Origin of the sequence: Prauserella oleivorans, assembly GCF_042685745.1 — a bacterium.
Taxonomy (GTDB): Bacteria; Actinomycetota; Actinomycetes; order Mycobacteriales; family Pseudonocardiaceae; genus Prauserella_A; species Prauserella_A oleivorans.
In genome coordinates this window covers 418,282-435,620 of sequence record NZ_JBHUNT010000001.1, presented here as the reverse complement: position 1 = coordinate 435,620, position 17,339 = coordinate 418,282, and the positions used below count along the sequence as shown (strand labels likewise).

Annotated in this window: 16 protein-coding genes; 8 read left to right on the top strand and 8 right to left on the bottom strand. The window is 69.6% G+C overall.

The genetic code is table 11. The features are described 5' to 3' along the window. Window positions 1–62: 62 nt before the first annotated feature. A complete protein-coding gene (locus ACFSZT_RS02105; RefSeq protein WP_377387807.1) occupies window positions 63–3,119 on the top strand; it encodes a glycosyltransferase in 3,057 nt (1,018 codons plus the stop codon). A gap of 61 nt (window positions 3,120–3,180) precedes the next feature. Next, a complete protein-coding gene (locus tag ACFSZT_RS02100; protein WP_377387805.1) occupies window positions 3,181–4,311 on the top strand; it encodes a ScyD/ScyE family protein in 1,131 nt (376 codons plus the stop codon). Between the two features lie 79 nt (window positions 4,312–4,390). Here the strand turns inward: ACFSZT_RS02100 and ACFSZT_RS02095 are convergent, their stop codons facing one another. Beyond that, window positions 4,391–4,843, bottom strand: a complete 453-nt coding sequence (locus ACFSZT_RS02095; RefSeq protein WP_377387803.1) for a DoxX family protein — start codon at window positions 4,841–4,843, stop codon at window positions 4,391–4,393. A gap of 102 nt (window positions 4,844–4,945) precedes the next feature. Next, entirely contained in the window at window positions 4,946–5,146 is a 201-nt protein-coding gene (locus tag ACFSZT_RS02090) for a hypothetical protein (protein WP_377387801.1), read from the bottom strand. Window positions 5,147–5,522: 376 nt separating this feature from the next. Here ACFSZT_RS02090 and ACFSZT_RS02085 point away from each other — a divergent pair, with 376 nt between their 5' ends. The 4 genes from ACFSZT_RS02085 to ACFSZT_RS02070 are packed head-to-tail and all read left to right on the top strand — an operon-like array spanning window position 5,523 to window position 9,479. Beyond that, the gene (locus tag ACFSZT_RS02085) at window positions 5,523–8,120 is read left to right on the top strand and encodes a sensor histidine kinase (RefSeq protein WP_377387799.1); all 2,598 of its coding nucleotides are present in this window, start codon (window positions 5,523–5,525) and stop codon (window positions 8,118–8,120) included. A 6-nt stretch (window positions 8,121–8,126) separates the two neighbouring features. Next, complete coding sequence (locus ACFSZT_RS02080; RefSeq protein ID WP_377387797.1) at window positions 8,127–8,534, top strand: roadblock/LC7 domain-containing protein; 408 nt, start codon at window positions 8,127–8,129, stop codon at window positions 8,532–8,534. After that, window positions 8,531–8,902 carry a DUF742 domain-containing protein gene (locus tag ACFSZT_RS02075; protein WP_377387795.1) on the top strand — a complete coding sequence of 124 codons (372 nt, stop codon included), beginning with the start codon at window positions 8,531–8,533 and terminating at the stop codon, window positions 8,900–8,902. Before ACFSZT_RS02080 ends, ACFSZT_RS02075 begins: the two co-directional genes overlap by 4 nt. Next, window positions 8,883–9,479, top strand: coding sequence for a GTP-binding protein (locus tag ACFSZT_RS02070; RefSeq protein WP_377387793.1), 597 nt, complete (start codon window positions 8,883–8,885; stop codon window positions 9,477–9,479). The genes ACFSZT_RS02075 and ACFSZT_RS02070 overlap by 20 nt, the downstream gene beginning before the upstream one ends. Window positions 9,480–9,713: 234 nt before the next feature. Here ACFSZT_RS02070 and ACFSZT_RS02065 read toward each other — a convergent pair whose 3' ends face one another. Both ACFSZT_RS02065 and ACFSZT_RS02060 read right to left on the bottom strand, forming a co-directional pair. Further along, window positions 9,714–10,409 (bottom strand): 2OG-Fe dioxygenase family protein, encoded by a 696-nt coding sequence (locus tag ACFSZT_RS02065; RefSeq protein ID WP_377387791.1) that lies wholly within the window; start codon window positions 10,407–10,409, stop codon window positions 9,714–9,716. A 31-nt stretch (window positions 10,410–10,440) separates the two neighbouring features. Continuing rightward, the gene (locus ACFSZT_RS02060; protein ID WP_377387789.1) at window positions 10,441–11,310 is read right to left on the bottom strand and encodes a helix-turn-helix domain-containing protein; all 870 of its coding nucleotides are present in this window, start codon (window positions 11,308–11,310) and stop codon (window positions 10,441–10,443) included. Between the two features lie 333 nt (window positions 11,311–11,643). Between ACFSZT_RS02060 and ACFSZT_RS02055 the strand changes: the two genes are divergently transcribed. After that, window positions 11,644–12,078 carry a hypothetical protein gene (locus tag ACFSZT_RS02055; protein WP_377387787.1) on the top strand — a complete coding sequence of 145 codons (435 nt, stop codon included), beginning with the start codon at window positions 11,644–11,646 and terminating at the stop codon, window positions 12,076–12,078. Here ACFSZT_RS02055 and ACFSZT_RS02050 read toward each other — a convergent pair. From ACFSZT_RS02050 to ACFSZT_RS02035, 4 genes are all read right to left on the bottom strand, one after another. Continuing rightward, the gene (locus tag ACFSZT_RS02050) at window positions 12,015–13,340 is read right to left on the bottom strand and encodes a (Fe-S)-binding protein (protein ID WP_377387785.1); all 1,326 of its coding nucleotides are present in this window, start codon (window positions 13,338–13,340) and stop codon (window positions 12,015–12,017) included. The two genes, ACFSZT_RS02055 and ACFSZT_RS02050, sit on opposite strands and share 64 nt — an antisense overlap. Beyond that, window positions 13,337–14,494 carry an FAD-binding oxidoreductase gene (locus tag ACFSZT_RS02045; RefSeq protein ID WP_377387783.1) on the bottom strand — a complete coding sequence of 386 codons (1,158 nt, stop codon included), beginning with the start codon at window positions 14,492–14,494 and terminating at the stop codon, window positions 13,337–13,339. Before ACFSZT_RS02045 ends, ACFSZT_RS02050 begins: the two co-directional genes overlap by 4 nt. Continuing rightward, window positions 14,491–15,942, bottom strand: coding sequence for an FAD-linked oxidase C-terminal domain-containing protein (locus ACFSZT_RS02040; RefSeq protein ID WP_377387781.1), 1,452 nt, complete (start codon window positions 15,940–15,942; stop codon window positions 14,491–14,493). The genes ACFSZT_RS02045 and ACFSZT_RS02040 overlap by 4 nt, the downstream gene beginning before the upstream one ends. Before the next feature lie 182 nt (window positions 15,943–16,124). Next, window positions 16,125–16,565 carry an Hsp20/alpha crystallin family protein gene (locus ACFSZT_RS02035; RefSeq protein ID WP_377387779.1) on the bottom strand — a complete coding sequence of 147 codons (441 nt, stop codon included), beginning with the start codon at window positions 16,563–16,565 and terminating at the stop codon, window positions 16,125–16,127. 153 nt (window positions 16,566–16,718) lie between these two features. Here ACFSZT_RS02035 and ACFSZT_RS02030 point away from each other — a divergent pair, with 153 nt between their 5' ends. Then, window positions 16,719–17,315 carry an HSP18 transcriptional regulator gene (locus ACFSZT_RS02030; RefSeq protein WP_377387777.1) on the top strand — a complete coding sequence of 199 codons (597 nt, stop codon included), beginning with the start codon at window positions 16,719–16,721 and terminating at the stop codon, window positions 17,313–17,315. Window positions 17,316–17,339 lie beyond the last annotated feature (24 nt).

The following is a 17,339-nucleotide window of genomic DNA, read 5'->3' as shown; positions in this document are numbered from 1 at the left end:
AACCAAGATCATGCCCGCAACCCAACCAAGATCCAAACGAGACACGCTCTAAGGTGCTGGAGGTGCTGCGCAAGCACGACGTGGGCGGCACGTTCTTCGTGGTCGGCTCCATGGCGGCCCGGCACCCGGAACTCATCCGGCAGATCCGTGACTCCGGCTCCGAACTCGCGGCGCACAGCTTCACCCACCCCGACCTCGCCGGCACCAGGGGCTGGCGATTCGACCGCGAGATGCACGAGACACAACTCGCGCTGGTCGGGGGCGCGGGCGTGACGACCAGGCTGTTCCGGCCGCCGTTCTCCTCGAGCCCGGAGGCGCTGGACGACCCCGGTTACCGCGTGGTGCGGGAAGCCGGGCAGTTCGGCTACGTCAGCGTGTTCACCGACCTCGACAGCGACGACTGGAACAAGCCGGGCGTCGACGCCATCGTGCGCAACTCGACACCGGAGAACGGCGAGGGCGGCATCGTGCTGCTGCACGACGCGGGCGGCGACCGGTCACAGACCGTGGCCGCGCTCGACGTGCTCATCCCGAAACTGCAGGCCCAGGGTTACCGGTTCACCACGGTCAGCGAGGCCGTCGGCCTGCCTCCGGGCAACCAGCCCGCCCAGGACAACGACACTCTCGCGGGCTCACTGCTGGTCGGCCTCGTCGGCGTGTCGATGGTGGTGGTGACCGTGCTCAAGTGGGCACTCATCGTCGTCGGCGGCCTCACCGCGCTGCGGTTGATGCTGCTCGTGGTAGTGGCGCGCAGGCACGCCCGGCAGCGCAAGGGAGTCCGCTGGGGGGAGCCGGTGACCGACCCGGTGACCGTGATCGTGCCCGCGTACAACGAGTCGGCCAACATCGAGTCGACCGTGCGCTCCGCGCTCGCGAGCAACCACGACGTCGAGGTGATCGTCGTCGACGACGGGTCGACCGACGGCACGGCCGACCTGGTGGAGTCGCTCGGGTTGCCACGCGTGCGCGTGATCCGTCAGCCGAACAGCGGCAAGGCGGCAGCGCTGAACACCGGCATCGCCACTGCGAGCCACGAGCTCATCGTGATGGTGGACGGCGACACGGTGTTCCAGCCCGACACCGTGCACGAGCTCGTCCAGCCGTTCGCCGACGCCGGGGTGGGTGCGGTCGCGGCCAACGTCAAGATCGCCAACCGCGACACGTTCCTCACGCGGCTGCAGCACATCGAGTACGTCATCGGGTTCAACGTCGACCGGCGCGTGTACGACCTGACCCGGTCCATGCCGACCATCCCCGGTGCGGGCGGCGCGTTCCGGCGATCGGTGCTCCGCAAGGTCGGCGGCCTGAGCACCCAGACGCTGGCGGAGGACACCGACCTGACCATCGCCATCGGCCGCGCCGGCTGGCGCATCGTCTACCAGGACACCGCGGTCACGTGGACGGAGGCGCCGACCACCGTCCGGCAGCTCGCGCGCCAGCGGTTCCGGTGGACCTTCGGCACGATGCAGGCGATGTGGAAGCACCGCAGAGCGATCCTGCAGCGCGGTGCGTCCGGACGCATGGGCCGGTTCGGCCTGCTGCACGTGATGGCGTTCCAGATCGTGTTGCCGCTGACCGCGCCCGTCATCGACATCTTCCTCGTCTACGGTCTGCTGTTCCTCAACCCGGCCGAGACGCTGCTGCTGTGGACGGGGATGCTCGCCATCCAGGCGGTCGGCGGGTTCTTCGCGTTCAAGATGGACGGCGAGCGCACCAGTGCGCTCTGGCTGCTGCCCGCGCAGCAGCTCGTCTACCGCCAATTGATGTACCTGGCGCTCGTGCAGTCCATGACCGCGGCGCTGTCCGGTATCCCGGTCCGGTGGCAGCGGATGCGGCGCACCGGATTCTTCCGGCAGCGGGCCGCGCGTCCGGTGGCCATGAAGACCGACCTGCCCACTGTGGACGCTCCGGCGGCAACCGCGTCCGTGTCGATGACGCCGGTGTCTCCGGGGCGAGCCAGTACGGTGACTGTGGACAATGCTGTGGACACTGTGGACAACCGGCGCGACAGGCCCGGTCCGGCTCGGGAACGCTGGCTCGATGTCCTCCGGGCCGTCGCGCTGGCGCGCGTGGTGCTCTACCACACGACGGGCTGGGGCTGGCTGAGCATCGTCTTCCCCGCGATGGGCGTGATGTTCGCCGCCGGTGGCTCGCTCGCCACCAAGTCGATGACCAGCCGGCCCGCGGTCGACGTGGTGGGCAGCCGGATCCGCCGATTGCTGCCTCCGCTGTGGGTGCTCGGGATCGTCCTCGTGCCGCTGATGTTGCTGCACGGCTGGAGCACGGTGCAGACGGGCGACAACGGCCAGTACGTCCTCGACTGGGCCGAACTGCTCTACTGGATCTTCCCGATCTTCGATCCGCCGTCGAGCGACTGGTCGCTCGCGGTCGATGCGACGGCCGTGCTCTGGTACGTCCGGGCATACCTGTGGTTCGTGCTGCTCACGCCGATGCTGGTGCGGGCGTTTCGCCGCAGGCCGGTGGTCACCCTTCTGGCACCGCTCGCCCTGGTCGCGCTGAACACGCTGGCCGGCTCGCCGCTGGCGGTGCTCGGCCCGGTCGGGTCGGGGGTGGAGGACTTCGGCATCTACGGCGCCTGCTGGGTCCTCGGCATCGCCCACCGTGACGGTGTGCTCAAGGCGATGTCGCTGCGGCTGCTGCTGGCTCTCGCCGCCGGGGCGATCGGGCTCGGCGGCTGGTGGGCCGTGACGCACAGCACCGGCGAGACCGACCTCAACGACATCCCGCTGGCACAGGCGTTGATCTGCGCGGGTGTGGTGCCGCTGCTGCTGCGGGGGTCGCCGTCGATGGCGTGGCTGGATCGCACGCCGGGCCTCGGCCGGCTGGTCACCGTGGTCAACTCGCGGGCGATCACGCTCTACCTCTGGCACAACGTGGCCATCGCGCTGGCGGTCCCCGTCAACGAGTGGCTGGGCATCCCGTACTCGATCGGCGCCTACTTCGGGATGTCCGTGCTGCTCACCGCGGTGGCGGTGCTTTCGCTCGGCTGGGTGGAGGACATCGCCGCGCGGCGGCCGCTCCAGTTCCTGCCGGGTGGGCCGAAGCACGACGAACCGCGGCGGCGCCCGGATAGAAATCTGGTCGGGGCGAAATCGTGACGACCATGTAACAGCCCCGACGCCGGGGACGTCTGGGGGACAACCGACCGAGGAGGTCGCCATGTCCGCAAGGCGTTCCCGGTTGCTGGTCGCCGGTGTGGCCACCGGCACGGCGCTGGCGATGACCGTGCTCCCCGCTGCCGGGCAGGAGCCGCGACAGGTCAGACCATCGGCGACGACCATCGCCACCGGCCTCGACAACCCGCGCGGACTCGACTTCGGCCAGGACGGCGTGTTGTACGTGGCGGAATCGGGCCGGGGCGGCAGCGGGCCGTGCCTGGCGGGGCCCGAGGGCGGTCGCGTGTGCTTCGGCGCCACCGGCGCCATCACCAAGATCAGCAAGGGCAAGCGGAGCCGGGTGGTGCGCGGGTTGCCGTCTCTCGGCGACGAGGGCGACGGCACGTCGGCCACCGGACCCTCCGACGTGTCGATGGCGCGCGGGCTGCACTTCACGGTGGGACTCGGCGCCGACCCCGCCAGGCGCGCCGACCTGCCCCGGCTCGGCCGGGACGCGATGGGCCGGCTGCTCACGACCCACGGCCGGGCCGGGTGGAGGCAGCAGGCGGACATCGCCGGGTACGAGGCCCGCGTCAATCCCGACGGCGGCGTCCGCGACAGCAACCCCAACTCCGTGCTCGCCACCCGCCACGGGCAGTACGTCGTCGACGCCGGCGGCAACTCGCTGCTGTTCGTACCACGCAAGGGCACGGTGCGGACCGTGGCGACGTTCCCGACGCGCATGGTGGCGCCGCCGCCGGGCGTTCCCGCGCCGCCGGGCGGCACGATCCCGATGCAGTCGGTGCCGACCTCGGTCGTCAGGGGCCCGGACGGGGCGCTGTACGTCGGCGAGCTCACCGGCTTCCCGTTCCCGCGTGGCGCGGCACGCGTGTACCGCGTCGAGCCCGGCGAGCGGCCGCAGGTCTACGCCGCGGGGTTCACCAACATCATCGACATCGGCTTCAGCTCCGGTGGCAGGCTGTACGTGCTGGAGATCGCGCACAACGGGCTGGCCTCGGGCGATCCGGCAGGCGCGTTGCTCAGGGTGAACCGCGGTGGCGGGCACACCCTGGTGCACGGCGAGGGCCTGACCATGCCGGGCGGGCTCGCGCTGCGGCACGGCTCGGCGTACATCTCCAACTGCGGCGTGTGCGTCGGGGACGGCAGCGTGCTCAAGGTGCCGCTGCACCGCTGACCGTCCTGCCCCGGACGAACCCCGCCATCGTCGAGCGAGCACCCGGTGCCGGCTCCGGGTGCTCGCGGCGCGTCCGCTGTCAGGTGCGCGACCGGCGGGTCCGGCGCAGCCCGTCGAGCGCGGCCGTGCCGGGGCCGAGCACGGCGATCAGCAGGAAGATCCAGCAAAACAGGGCCGCCTGCTCGCCCATGTTCTGCAGCGGCAGCAGCGCCATCGGCTGGTGCACGGTGAAGTAGGCGTAGGCCATCGTGCCCGAACACAGCACGGCGGCGCTCCGGGTGAACAGGCCGAGCAGCACGAGCGCGCCCGCACCCACCTCGATGACACCGGCGTACCACGCGGGCCACGCGCCCAGCGGCGCCGCGGCGCCCGCGCCGTCGACGCCGCCGAACGCGCCGAAGCTCATGGTGCCGTGGCAGATGAACAGCAACGCCACCACGGTGCGCGTCGCGGCGAGCACGCGCTGCTGGAGGGGCGTGAGCGTGGTCGGGGCCGGCTGGGTCGTCCGGGTCGTCTCGGTTGTCCGGGTCATGATTCGCCTCCGTTCCTTTCGATTCGGCCGTCATGGGTACGTCGAACCGGGGCGGCGGGGAATCGACAACCGACGCGCGCGATGTCCGGAGGGGTGCAGACCTCAGTCGTTCGACGACTGCAGTGCGGCGAACAGGCAACCGGCCGCCGCGAGCGCCAGCAGGGCGGCCAGCACGGCGGGCCACCATTCCGACACCGAGCTGGCCAGGAAGCCCTGGAGCGCGGCGGTCGCCGCGAAGACGAGCGCCAGCATGACGAACATCAGGCGCTGTGACCAGGCGACCCTGACAGAGCGTTTGAGCATCGACCGGCCTCCTTCTGCGTTCGTCGATGTTCGCGCAGGACTCGACCACCTATCGCCGGGACGGCACGAAGGGTTACCTGTGGACAGCGCCGCACCGCCTCCTGGCCCAGACCTTCGTCGGCGCCTGCTCGGTGTAATGAGCTTCGTCACGGTGTGCCACATCGCTCCACCCGAACGGGCGGACAAAACCACAGCTCGACTCGCCGCCGAACGCGCTCGGTCACGCGGCCAGACGGAGTAGGGAAGTTGACTCACCTTTCCGTGGCTGCCTAATCTCCGCTGAGCGGTGGCTTAGTCGGGCAAGTCCGGCGAGTCGGTCATCGCATCGGGTACCGGGGGCCCAACAACCGATCACACGAAGTTGCCGAAGGGGCCTTTGAGCGCGTTGGTCAAGAAGCTGTTCGGGTCACGCTCCGGACGTTCGTCGGTGCGAGTGCGCGTGCTCGCGATCGCGTTCGTTCCCAGCATCACCCTTCTGCTCGTGGGTGTGGCGCTCGCGGGCTACCTCATCTACGACGCCGTCAAGGATCGTGACTTCGCCACCAAGGTTCACGAGGCCGCCGAACCGGGTGCCGTCTACTTCGCCGCGGTCCGCGAGGAACGCAGGCTGACGCTTGAGAACCTCGCGAGCGGCGGGCAGTCCCGCGTCGCCATGGAGCAGCAGCGCAGCCAGACGGACGCGGCGGCGAGGGGCATCCTCGCCCACCTCGAGGGCATGATCGACGACGCCCCCGCCAACGTTCTGCGCGACATCAACCTGAGCAGGGAGCTCTACGAGCAGCTTCCGGAGTTCCGCCAGCGCATCGACACCGGCGCGCCGTCGCTGCAGGAGGCCTACGACTTCTACAACCGGATCATCGACACGTTCGCGGCCGGCCTCAACGGCGTCGCCCAGCAGGCGCCCGACGCCGAGACGGCGTACCTGCGGGTCACGGCGATGCCGCTGTTCACGGCCGCCGACGGCATGTCCCGTGCGGACGGTCTCGCTGCGGCGGGCTACGTCGGTGGTGGGCTGACCGAGCAGGAGTTCCGCACCTACATCGGCCAGGTCGGCGCCTATCACACGCAGCTGCAACTCGCCGCGCCCGAGATGATCCCCTCGGTCCGCGACAAGTACGAGCAGCTGCAGCGCAGCCAAGCCTGGCAGGTGCTGGGCACCGTCGAGAACGCGTTCCTGCGCGGGAATGCGGACAACCTGCCGGTGTCGGACGAGCAGTGGCGCACCGCGGCCCGCGAGGTCGGCGCCGCGATGATGGGGCTCTACATCGAGCAGAGCACCAACGCGACCAACGTCGGTCTCGATGCCGCCGACCGCACCCTCATCACCGCGATCATCGCCGGCGTCGTGGCGCTGCTGCTCGGGCTGGTGCTGATCTACTTCGCATGGCGGCTGTCGAAATGGCTGGTCGAACGGCTTGCCCGGCTGCGGGAGGAGACGCTCGACCTCGCCGAGGGGCAGCTGCCCGAGCTCGTCTCGCGGGTGCGCTCCGGCGAGCACGTGGACCTCGACTCGGAGGTGGCGTTCCTCGACCACGGTGAGGACGAGATCGGCCAGGTCGCCGATGCGTTCAACAAGGCGCAGCAGACCGCCATCGCCGCCGCCGTGGAGGAGGCCAAGACGCGGGAGGGCACGAAGAACGTGTTCCTCAACATCGCCCACCGCAGCCAGGTGATCGTGCACCGGCAGCTGAAGGTACTCGACGAGGCGGAGCGCAAGCAGGAGGACCCGGACCAGCTGGACATGCTGTTCCGCCTCGACCACCTCTCCACCCGCGCCCGGCGCAACGCCGAGAACCTCATCATCCTCGGCGGCGAGCAGCCGGGCCGGCAGTGGCGCAAACCCGTCGCGCTCACCGACCTCGTACGCGGCGCGACCGCGGAGACCGAGGACTACCAGCGCGTCACCGTCGGCAAGCTGCCGGATGTGGCGGTGTCCGGCCCGGTGGTCGCCGACCTCATCCACCTGCTCGCCGAGCTCATCGACAACGCGACGTCGTTCTCGCCGCCGCGCTCGCGCGTGGAGATCCGCGGCGAGACGGTCGGCCGCGGCGTGGTCGTCGAGGTGGAGGACCAGGGCCTCGGCATCGAGCCGGAGCAGGTGGAGGAACTCAACCAGTTGCTGCGCAATCCGCCGGACTTCAGCTTCATGGCGCTGTCCGACGAGCCGCGACTGGGTCTGTTCGTCGTCGCGCGGCTGGCCGCGCGACACGGAATCCAGGTGACGTTGCGCGACTCCGCGTACGGCGGCACCCGCGCGATCGTGCTCGTCCGGTCCGACCTGCTGAGCTCGCTGCCCGAGCCGGAGGACGACGTCATCGCCGAGGACGCCGTGCCCGCACAGGTGGGTCCGTCGGTGAGGCGCCGGGTCCGGCCGGAGGCCTACGCCGAGACGAACGGTGACGCCGCCGCTGCGGCCGCGCCCGCGGCGGCCACCGAGCAGGCCGGGCCGCCGGAGTTGCCGAAGCGCGAGCCGCGCCGGGAGCTGCCCCGCCGGCCGCCCAGGCGAGAGGAGGCACTGCCCGCGGTGGACCAGCCGCAGCGAGGTGAGCTGCCGAGGCATGCCCAGCCGGCATCGCCCGCCGACCACCAGCAGCGTCCCGAGTTGCCGAGGCGCGGCGCGGCGGCCCACCGAGCCGACGAGCCGGCGGGCCCGCCGACCGACGTCGTGAGGCCGGCCGGGACGCACGAGGCGCGACGGCCCTCGCCGGAACCCAGGGCCCCGGAGGGCCGGTCGCCGGACGCGCGCCCCCCGCAGCCGGGTGGCCCGATGGCGCCCGGACGGCCACCGTTGCCACGGCGGCGCAAGCAGGAAAACCTTGTTCCCCAGCTCAAGGAGACCGCGGCGGCCACCGACGAGGAGGACGTGGTCACCGACTCGCCCGAACAGGCGCGCAGCCGGTTGGCGGCCTTCCAGCGCGGCACGCGGCAGGCACGGGAGCAGGACAGCGGCCACAACCTCTTCTCTGGAGACTGAACGACGATGGCGAACACGGGAGTCAACGAACTGGACTGGCTGCTGGATGACCTGCTGCAACAGGTCGCCGGCGCCGACCGCGCTGTCGTGCTCTCCGCCGACGGCCTGTTGATCGGCCGGTCGAGCAATCTGTCCGAAGAGGATGGTGAGCACCTGTCCGCGGTGGCGTCGGCGTTCCAGAGCCTCGCCCGCGGCACGGGTAGACATTTCGGCGGCGGTCAGGTACGACAGACCGTGGTGGAGATGGACCACGCCTTTCTCTTCGTCACGGCAGCCGGCCGAGGCGCGTGTCTAGCCCTCCTCACCACCGAGGATGCCGACATGGGGCTTGTCGCCTACGCGATGAACATGATGGTCAAGCGGGTCGGTGCCGCGTTGAGCGCGGCGCCGAGGGTTGAGCACAGTGCGCCATGACCGAGGAAGACGAGGCGTGGTTCGACGACGAGGCCGGTCCACTGGTCCGGCCCTACACGGTCACGGGCGGGCGCACTCGTTCGGACCGGTTCGGCCTCGACATGATGACGCTCGTCGTCGCATTGCCCTCCGTCGCGGAAGCGGGAAACCTTTCGCCCGAGTACGCGCAAATCGTGCGCTTGTGCCAGCGACCGATGTCGGTGGCGGAGGTGGGCGCCCACATCGACTTACCCCTCCCGGTGGTCAAGGTTCTGTTGAGTGATTTGATCGAGCAGAACTACCTGATCTTCCGCAAGGCGGCGCCGGTCAGCGACGTCCCAGACCAACACGTACTGCAGGCGGTTCTCGATGGCATCCGGAAACTTTGATCCCGGCAGGCGGCTCACCGCGACGGCAGTGAAGCTGTTGATCGCCGGCGGATTCGGCGTCGGCAAGACCACGATGGTCGGCTCCGTCAGCGAGGTTCCGCCGCTGCGCACCGAGGAAACGCTCACCGCGGCGTCGGAGGGTATCGACGACCTGAGCGGCGTCGAGCGCAAGACCACCACGACCGTGGCGCTGGACTTCGGGCGCATCACGATCAGCCCCGAGTTGATCCTGTACCTGTTCGGCACACCGGGTCAGGACCGGTTCTGGTTCATGTGGGACGAGCTCGCCAACGGCGCCCTCGGGGCCGTGGTGCTCGCCGACACGCGCCGCCTTGAGACGTGTTTTCCCGCGGTGGACTTCTTCGAGCGGCGGGGGCTGCCGTTCGTCGTCGGCGTCAACTGCTTCGACGGCGCCTACCGTTACGGCACGGAGGAGGTGCGGGCGGCGCTCGACGTCGACCAGTCCGTGCCGCTGCTGTTGTGCGACGCACGGGACCGCGAGTCGACCAAGCAGGTGCTCATCACGCTGATTCAGCACGTCATGCGCAACGCGGCACTCGCTCCGTCGACGGGCTGAGCGCTTTCGGCGTGGCGCCCGGATGTCCGAGGCGGCGGCGGGGTTCTGGATGACGACGGATGCCCGGGTGCGGCGGGGTTCGGGATGGCATGCAGCCTCGGGGCCGCCTCGGGCAGACAACGCCGCGAGGCGACCCCGCGCGGCTCTCGTGGCTGCACTGCTCGCCGCTCCCGACTGGCCCGATGGGCGGGTGGCCATCGACCGCAGGCCAGGCGGGTGCCGCGAGCCGGCTGGTCAGTCCCAGTCGAGCGAGTAGGTGTCGCTGTAGTTCACCGTGCACACGAGGGCGTCGCGGCGAGCCCGGCCGCCCGGCGGGTCGACGAGCGGCGTGACGTTGTGGCGGAACCGCGCGTCCTCGAAGACGAACATGTCGCCGGGGTTGAGGGTCCCCCGGAACACCGGTACGTCGTCGTGCTCGTCGAGTCCGTAGAGCCAGCTCTCGGCGCCCTCGCCGATCTTGTCGACCACGTAGATGAAGATGAACCGTTCGCCGTCCTGGTGCGGTTTCGTGACGACGTTGGTGAACGTGCGGAACAGGTTGACGCCGAACGTCCCGCGTGGGTCGCGCCACTCGGTGGGCAGCAGCGTCAGCGCCCGGCGGATCCAGCGCTCGAACACCGGGTCCTGGAGCACCTCGACGCGGCCGTACTCGCGCGGCTCGGGACGCTCGCCCCGGTTCACGATCGTGATGGTGTCGTGTTCGGACAGTCTCAGCCCGCTGCGTGTCCATTCGAAACGGACGACGTCGCGAGCCCGCTCGCGGTCGGCGGGCAGGTCGTTCTCGTAACGCTTGAGCACTCCACTGTGGAAGAACGTTCGGTGGAGTCGCTCGCGGTCGTCGGGGGAGAAACCCAGTTCGGCTTCGGTCAGAAGGGCGTAGCCGTCGTTTCTGAGTTTGGTACTGCACGGATGCACAGCTTCGGGTGCCATGAAAGTTCCAATGCGGGGGATGCGGAAATGGCTAGGAGAATTGTTGCTGCCGTATTGCGCGGATGAGCGCCCGGCTTTCCTCGGGCGCCAGCGAGTTGCGGTACAGGGCGTCGTGGTACTGGCGGTACTCCTTGACGACCTTCGGGCGTTCGATGTGCCGGATGCCCGCGTGGGTCTCGATGTGCACGACGTCGTGGTCGATGTCCTCGCTGAACTCGAAGTACGCGTACATGCACGTGATGGTGAACAGCGGTTCGCGCGAGAACGGGAACACGCGAAGTTCGATGTTGGGCGCGGTGGAGCATTCGATCAGGTGGTCGAGTTGCGCCCGCATGATCTCGGGGCTGCCGACCAGCTGCCGAAGGCTCGCCTCGTGGGTCACCGCGATCAGTTCGAGTGGGGGTTGCCCCTCGCGCTGTTTCAGGGCTTCCTGGCGTCTGGTCCGGAGCTCGACGAGGCGGTCGATGTCGTCGGAAGTCCGCCAGGTCTCGGTGCTGTGGTAGTACGCCCGCGCGTAGTCCGGTGTCTGGAGCAGGACGGGCAGCACCGGGATCGTGTAGACCCGGGCGACCGATGCCTCGGTTTCGTAGGCGACGTGCGCACCGAGGTCCTCGGGGATGTTGGCGCTGTAGTCGGTCCACCAGCCCTGGGATTGGGCGGCCTTGGTCCAGCGCTCGAGCCGGCCAGCGACCTGCGTGCCCTCGATCCCGTAGTAACGGGCAAGGTCACGGATGTCGCGCAGCTGTGGCCTGCCCTGGGCGTTCTCGAGCCGGGACAGCTTCGACGTCGAGATCAGCAGGGCGTCGGCGACCTCTTCGAGGGTGCGACCTGCCTCGCTGCGCAGCCGACGCAGCTCCTCGGCGATGCGCCGTCGTGGCACGACAGGGCCTGGATCAGCCATCGGACCTCGGTTCGGGGTAGGTCGCGGGTTTTCGTGCCGGGATGTCCTCGTGGGAATCCCAATGCGCAGATTGTAGTCCACCGCCGCAATACCTCCGGCGGGTGAGGGTCCGGGCGCGTTGCGGTTGGGCCGTGTGGGCCAAGACGCTGCTCCGTCCGAGTGGCTGCCCTGGGAAGGACTCCGTGGGAATTGCACGGCGCATGCCCATTACGGGAGAATCAATCTGCGGTTCCCAGGACGATCCCACCACGTCGAGCGGAAGGAGGAACCCGAGCACGAAACGTCGGCGCGATCTCTCGGGGACTACGCAGACCTGACTGAGGGAGGTCGGCAATGTTTGTGTCGTTGCGAATCGGTGTGTTCATCCGGGTCCTCGTGGTCGTCGCGCTGACGGTCGCCGCGGTGGCGTTGGCGCTCGGGTGGCGCGCCCAACCGGGCCCACTGCAGGACGGAGCTCGGGACACGGTCCCGGAGACCACGCAGTCGCGGGAGACGTTCGCGGACGGTCGCTACCGCGTGTCCGGCACCGACGGCGCCGGACTGAACGTGCGCGCCTGCCCCGATGTGGACTGCATCAAGGTCGGCTGGATCGCCGAGAACGATCGGTTCCTCGGCGAGTGCTGGCAGTCCGGCTCACCGGTGTCCGGCAACTCGCGGTGGCTGCGGGGCGAGGTCGACGGCAGCACCGGTTTCGTCGCCGCGCACTACCTCCGTGACGAGGGCGCCTCGCGTGTGCCCACCTGCGTGGACATCGAGGTTGTCGGCTGACGCCCCTGGATGGAGGCGTCGAGCAGCTGCACGGGGTGCAGCATCGGGATGCCGTCGAGGTAGCGCCCGATCTGAAGCAGGCAACCCGGGTTGGCCGTGACCAGCAGGTCCGGATTCACCGCCCGGATGTTGCCTGCTTTCCGCTGTCCGAGCTCCTCGGCCGGTTCCGGCTGGACCATGTTGTAGATGCCTGCCGACCCGCAGCAGAGCTCGGCCTCCGGCAGGTCGACGAGTTCGACGCCCGGAATGGTGCGCAGCACGGCCCGGGGCTGGGCGCGCACTCCCTGGGCATGCCCGAGGTGGCAGGCGTCGTGGTAGGCGACCTTCGCGTCGATGCGGTGCCGGGTCGCCTGCGGGGTGAGTTCGGCGAGGAGTTCGGTGATGTCGCGGACCTTGGCACTGAAAGCCCGCGCACGCTCCGCCCACTCCGGGTCGTCGGCGAGCAGGTCGCGGTACTCCTTCATGGAGGACCCGCACCCGGCGACGTTCACGACGATGTTGTCGACGGGCAGTTTCTCGAACGTCTCGATGGTTCGCTTCGCGTGTTTGAGCGCGTGCTGCTCGCGGCCGGCATGGAGCCCGAGCGCGCCGCAACAGCCCTGGCTTCTCGGCGTGAGCACCTCGCAGCCTTCCGCGGCGAGCACCCGCTGCGTGGCGACGTTCACCTCATGGAAGAACACGTCCTGCACACACCCGGACAGCAGTGCGACCCGGCGGCGTACCGGGCCCTCCGGCCGGATTCGGCGGGGCAACGTGGCGAACGCCGACCGCAGACGTACCGGCGGCATGAGGGCCTGGGTGGCCCGCAGTCGGGGCGGGAGGATGCGTTCGGCGACGCGCGACAGCCGCAGCTTCTGGTAGGCGAGCCCGGCGATCGCGGCGGCGCGCAGCCGGCGGCGGTACGGGAACAACGCGAAGATGCCGTTCCGGAACAGGCGGTCGAACGGCTTACGGTGCACGTTGCGTTCGATCTGCGGCCGCGCCGCCTCGAGCAGCCGGTTGTACTGCACGCCGGACGGGCAGGCCGTGACGCATGCCATGCAGCCCAGGCACGCGTCGATGTGTTCGGTGAACGCGCCTTCGAGCCCGATCTCGCCACGCTCGGCCAGGTCCATCAGGTAGATCCGGCCGCGCGGCGAGTCCATCTCTTCGCCCCACAGCTGGTAGGTCGGGCAGGTCGGCAGGCAGAAACCGCAGTGCACGCAGTCGTCGAGCAGTTCCCGGGACGGCGGGTGAACGGCGTCGAAGCTCGAGTCCGTCACGGGTGCTCCTCCTTGTCGTGTCGGCCGGGCTCGCGGCCCTGGTCGCCCTCGTCGTCCTTGTCGCCCTTGTCGTCGAACCATGCCTCGAACCGTCCCGGGCAGAGCCGGCCCTGCGGGTCGAGTTCCTGCTTCACCGCCCGGAGCACGCGCAGCGCCGACGGGCGCTGACCCCACGCGCGCGCATCGACTTCCGGCCGCTGCCGGGTCACCGACGTGCCACCCGCCGCGGTGACCGTGTCGTGCACGTGGTCGACCTCGCTCGCTGGGACGATCAGCGTCCCGACTCCCGTACCGAGCCCGGCCACGGCGATGCCGCGGCACTGCTCCAGGACGACGGGAAGCCTGCTGGGACGGCAGCCGACCCGGACGACCGCCTTGCCGACGAGGTCGGCGTGCTGTACCCACGCGGCGTCCGCGTCGTCGTCGGACAGGACGGCGCCCCCGATCAGCCGAGCCAGCTGCTTGGCACGGTCGTCGGTGCCTTCGGGGGTGCCTTCGAGCCGAACGAGCAGCGTTCCGTCCGTCCATTCCAGACAGACGGGTTCGAGTGCCTCGGCCAGCACCGCCGTCGCCCGCTCGACGGCCGTCGCGAGCGGGCAGTCGAGGGAGACGGTGCGCGTCGCGGACGGCAGCGGGTGCAGCCGCAGCACCACCTCGGCCAGCAGACCGAACGCTCCGTACGAGCCGTGCATCAACTTCGCGAGGTCGTATCCGGCGACGTTCTTGATGACGTGCCCGCCCGTGCGCGCCACGGTGCCGTCGGCGAGCACGACGGTCGCGCCGATCACCAGGTCCCGCATCGAACCGTAGGCCAGGGCGAGCGGTCCGGAGTCGGCTGTCGCGACGAGTCCGCCGACGGTCGCGCCCTGGCCGGCGCGGGCCGAGTCGAAGGCGAGGCGCTGACCGTTCCGAGCGAGTTCCGCCTGCAGCTCGCGCAGCGGAGTACCCGCACGGACCGCGACCGTCATGTCTGCCGGGTTGTACGCGAGCACCCCCGTCATCCGGCTCGTGTCGATGACGGTCTCGGCGGGTTCGGGCGCGCCGGCCCACTGTCGTGCTGTTGTCGCGCCCTGGATCTGGACCGTGCCGTCGGTGTCGGCGAGTGCCTCGTGCGCACCGCGCAGGTCGGTCGGCGCGAGCATGGTGGCTGTCATAGCCGTTCGATCACTCCCGCCTCCTCCAACGGGTGCGGCCGGTATCGGCCGGGACGTTCACCGCACAGCCGCGGCGTGGGCAGCAGCTTGCCCGGGTTGCACAGCCGGTCCGGGTCGAACGCCGAGCGCACCCGGTCCATGGTCGACAAATCGTCGATGCCGAACATTCGCGGCATCGAGCAGGCCTTGTCGGTGCCGATCCCGTGTTCGCCGGACAGCGAGCCGCCCAGTTCCACACAGAGCTCGGCGATGTCCTTCGACAGTTGTTCCGCGCGTTCCAGCTCCCCGGCGTCGTCGTCGAAGAGGACGAGGGGGTGTAGGTTGCCATCGCCCGCGTGGAAGACGTTCGCGACGCGCAGTCCTGCCTCCTGGCCCATCTCCTCGATGCGGCCCAGCACCTCGGCCAGCCTGGTCCGCGGGACCACACCGTCCTGCACGATGTAGTCCGGGCTGATCCGGCCGACCGCCGCGAAGGCCGCCTTGCGTCCCATCCAGATGCGGGCGCGCTCGGCGGTATCCCCCGCGATGTGGAGCCGGGTGCATCCGTGCCGGTCGCAGATCTCCTTGACCTGCTCGAACTGCGCGGCGCATTCGGCCGCCGGTCCGTCCAGTTCGACGACGAGCGCCGCCGGCGTGGTGAGCGTGTACCCCGCGCCCACCGCTTTCTCCGCTGCCTGGATCGCTAGGTTGTCCATCATCTCCACGGCAGCAGGCACGATGCCGGCGGCGACGATGTCGCTCACCACTTCGCCTGCCGCCGTGACCGAGGGGAAGTCGGCCAGCAGGGTCCGGACGGTCTCCGGCACCCGGAGCAGGCGCACGGTGACCTCGCACGCGATCCCGAGGGTGCCTTCGGACCCGATGAAGACGCCACGCAGATCCGGTCCCAGCTGTTCCCCGGTGTCGCCGCCGAGCGTCACCACCTCACCGTCGGCCAGCACCACGGTCACCGACAGCACGTGGTTGGTGGTGAAGCCGTACTTCAGGCAGTGCGCTCCGCCGGAGTTCTCGGCCACGTTGCCGCCGATGGTGCACACCTGCTGACTCGAAGGGTCCGGTGCGTAGTACAGCCCGTACGGCGCGGCGGCCTTGGTGATGTCGATGTTCGTGACACCCGGTTGCAGCACCGCCCGGCGATCGAGCGGATCCACTTCCAGCACCCGGCGCAGCCGCTGCAGGGAGATGACCACGCCGTCGGCCACCGGCATGGCACCGCCCGAGAGTCCGGTCCCCGCGCCCCGGGCGACGAAGGGCACTCGATGCTCGTGGCAGACCCGCACCGCCGCAGCGACCTCGTCCGTGTCGTGGGGAAGCACGACCAGTCCGGGGATCTGGCGAATGCCCGTCAGCCCGTCGCACTCGTAGCTGCGCAACTTCACCGGATCGGAGATGACGTTTTGCGCACCGACGGCGGCGGCCAGGGCTTCGCGCACGGCCACGTCGAGCATCGTCGCCCACCCTTTTCGCTACGCGGAATCAAAATACCGTTGAGAGAAACGGTACATCCGTCCTATGGGAAGTAGTCAACCCTGATCCGGGTGGTGCCGCACAGCGAACGGCTCCGGCCGGGCGGGCCCCAGCCGGAGCCACTTCATCGAGGGAAGCAGGAAGCCGGGGGAGTGTTCAGTCGTCAGGCGTTGATCTCCTTTCGTCCGGTATCGCCACTCTCGATGGTGATCTTGCGAGGCTTGGCCTGTTCGGCGACCGGGATGCGCAGCATGAGCACGCCGGACTCGTATGAGGCCTTGATGTGCTCCGTGTCGAGGCTGTCACTCAGGAACAGCTGCCGCGAGAACACGCCGAGCGGACGCTCGGAGACCTGCATCTCCACGCCCTCGTCCTGGCGCATCGGACGACGTTCGGCCTTGACCGTCAGTACGTTGCGCTCGACGTCGAGCTCGATCGCGTCAGGCGAAACACCGGGAAGGTCGAAGCACACCACGAACTCGTCGCCCGCGCGGTAGGCGTCCATCGGCATCGCCGTGGGGCGGGACCACGTGCCGGGGGTGTTGCCGAAGACCTGCTGTGCCAGCCGGTCCATCTCCCGGAACGGGTCGGTGCGCATCAACATCACGTTTCCACCTCCTAGCTGTCTTTCGATGCTTGTCCTCTGGATTCGTGCTGTTTGCGCGGTGTGGGCGCCGGGGCGTCTCCGGCGCACGTCACATTTGTAGCATGTCGTCGGTCCGTTGACAAGAGATCATGTCGTCGGCATGATGACGTTGTGCATCGATACGAGAAACTGCGAGAGGTCGTCGAGCGGGCCGCGGCGGGCGAAGACCTGGAGGGCGACCAGGTACTGGCCGCCCTCGTGTTGCTCCGCGAACTGAGGGAGGACCTTGCGGGCTGGGAGCCACAGCTCATCGCCATCGCGCGCGAGCTCGGAGCCAGCTGGGCCGACCTCGCGCCGGCGTTGGGCGTGGCGAGCAGACAGGCCGCCGAGCGGCGCTATCTGCGGCTGCGGAAGTCCGAAGGGGCACCGGAGGGCTTGACGGCCGACGGTCGCGTCCAGGCGGAGCGAGACCGCCGCGCTGCCGAGCGGGCCGTCACGGCGTGGGCACGCGAAAATTCGGCGACCGTGCGCAGGCTCGCGGCCATGGTCAGCGCGGCCGAGGGAACGAGCAAGCCGGCCCGGCACCACATCGACCAGGTCCAGCGCGCTCTCGGCGACGACGATCCGGCGATTCTGCTGCAGCCGCTGGCGGGTGCCGGCCCGCATCTCAAGGACACGCATCCCGAGCTGGCCGAGCAGGTCGACGACCTCACCACGCACACCGAGCGGGTGCGGCAGGACGCCATCAACCGTCGGTCAGGGCGGTAACAGTGTCGCTGAGCTGCAAAAACG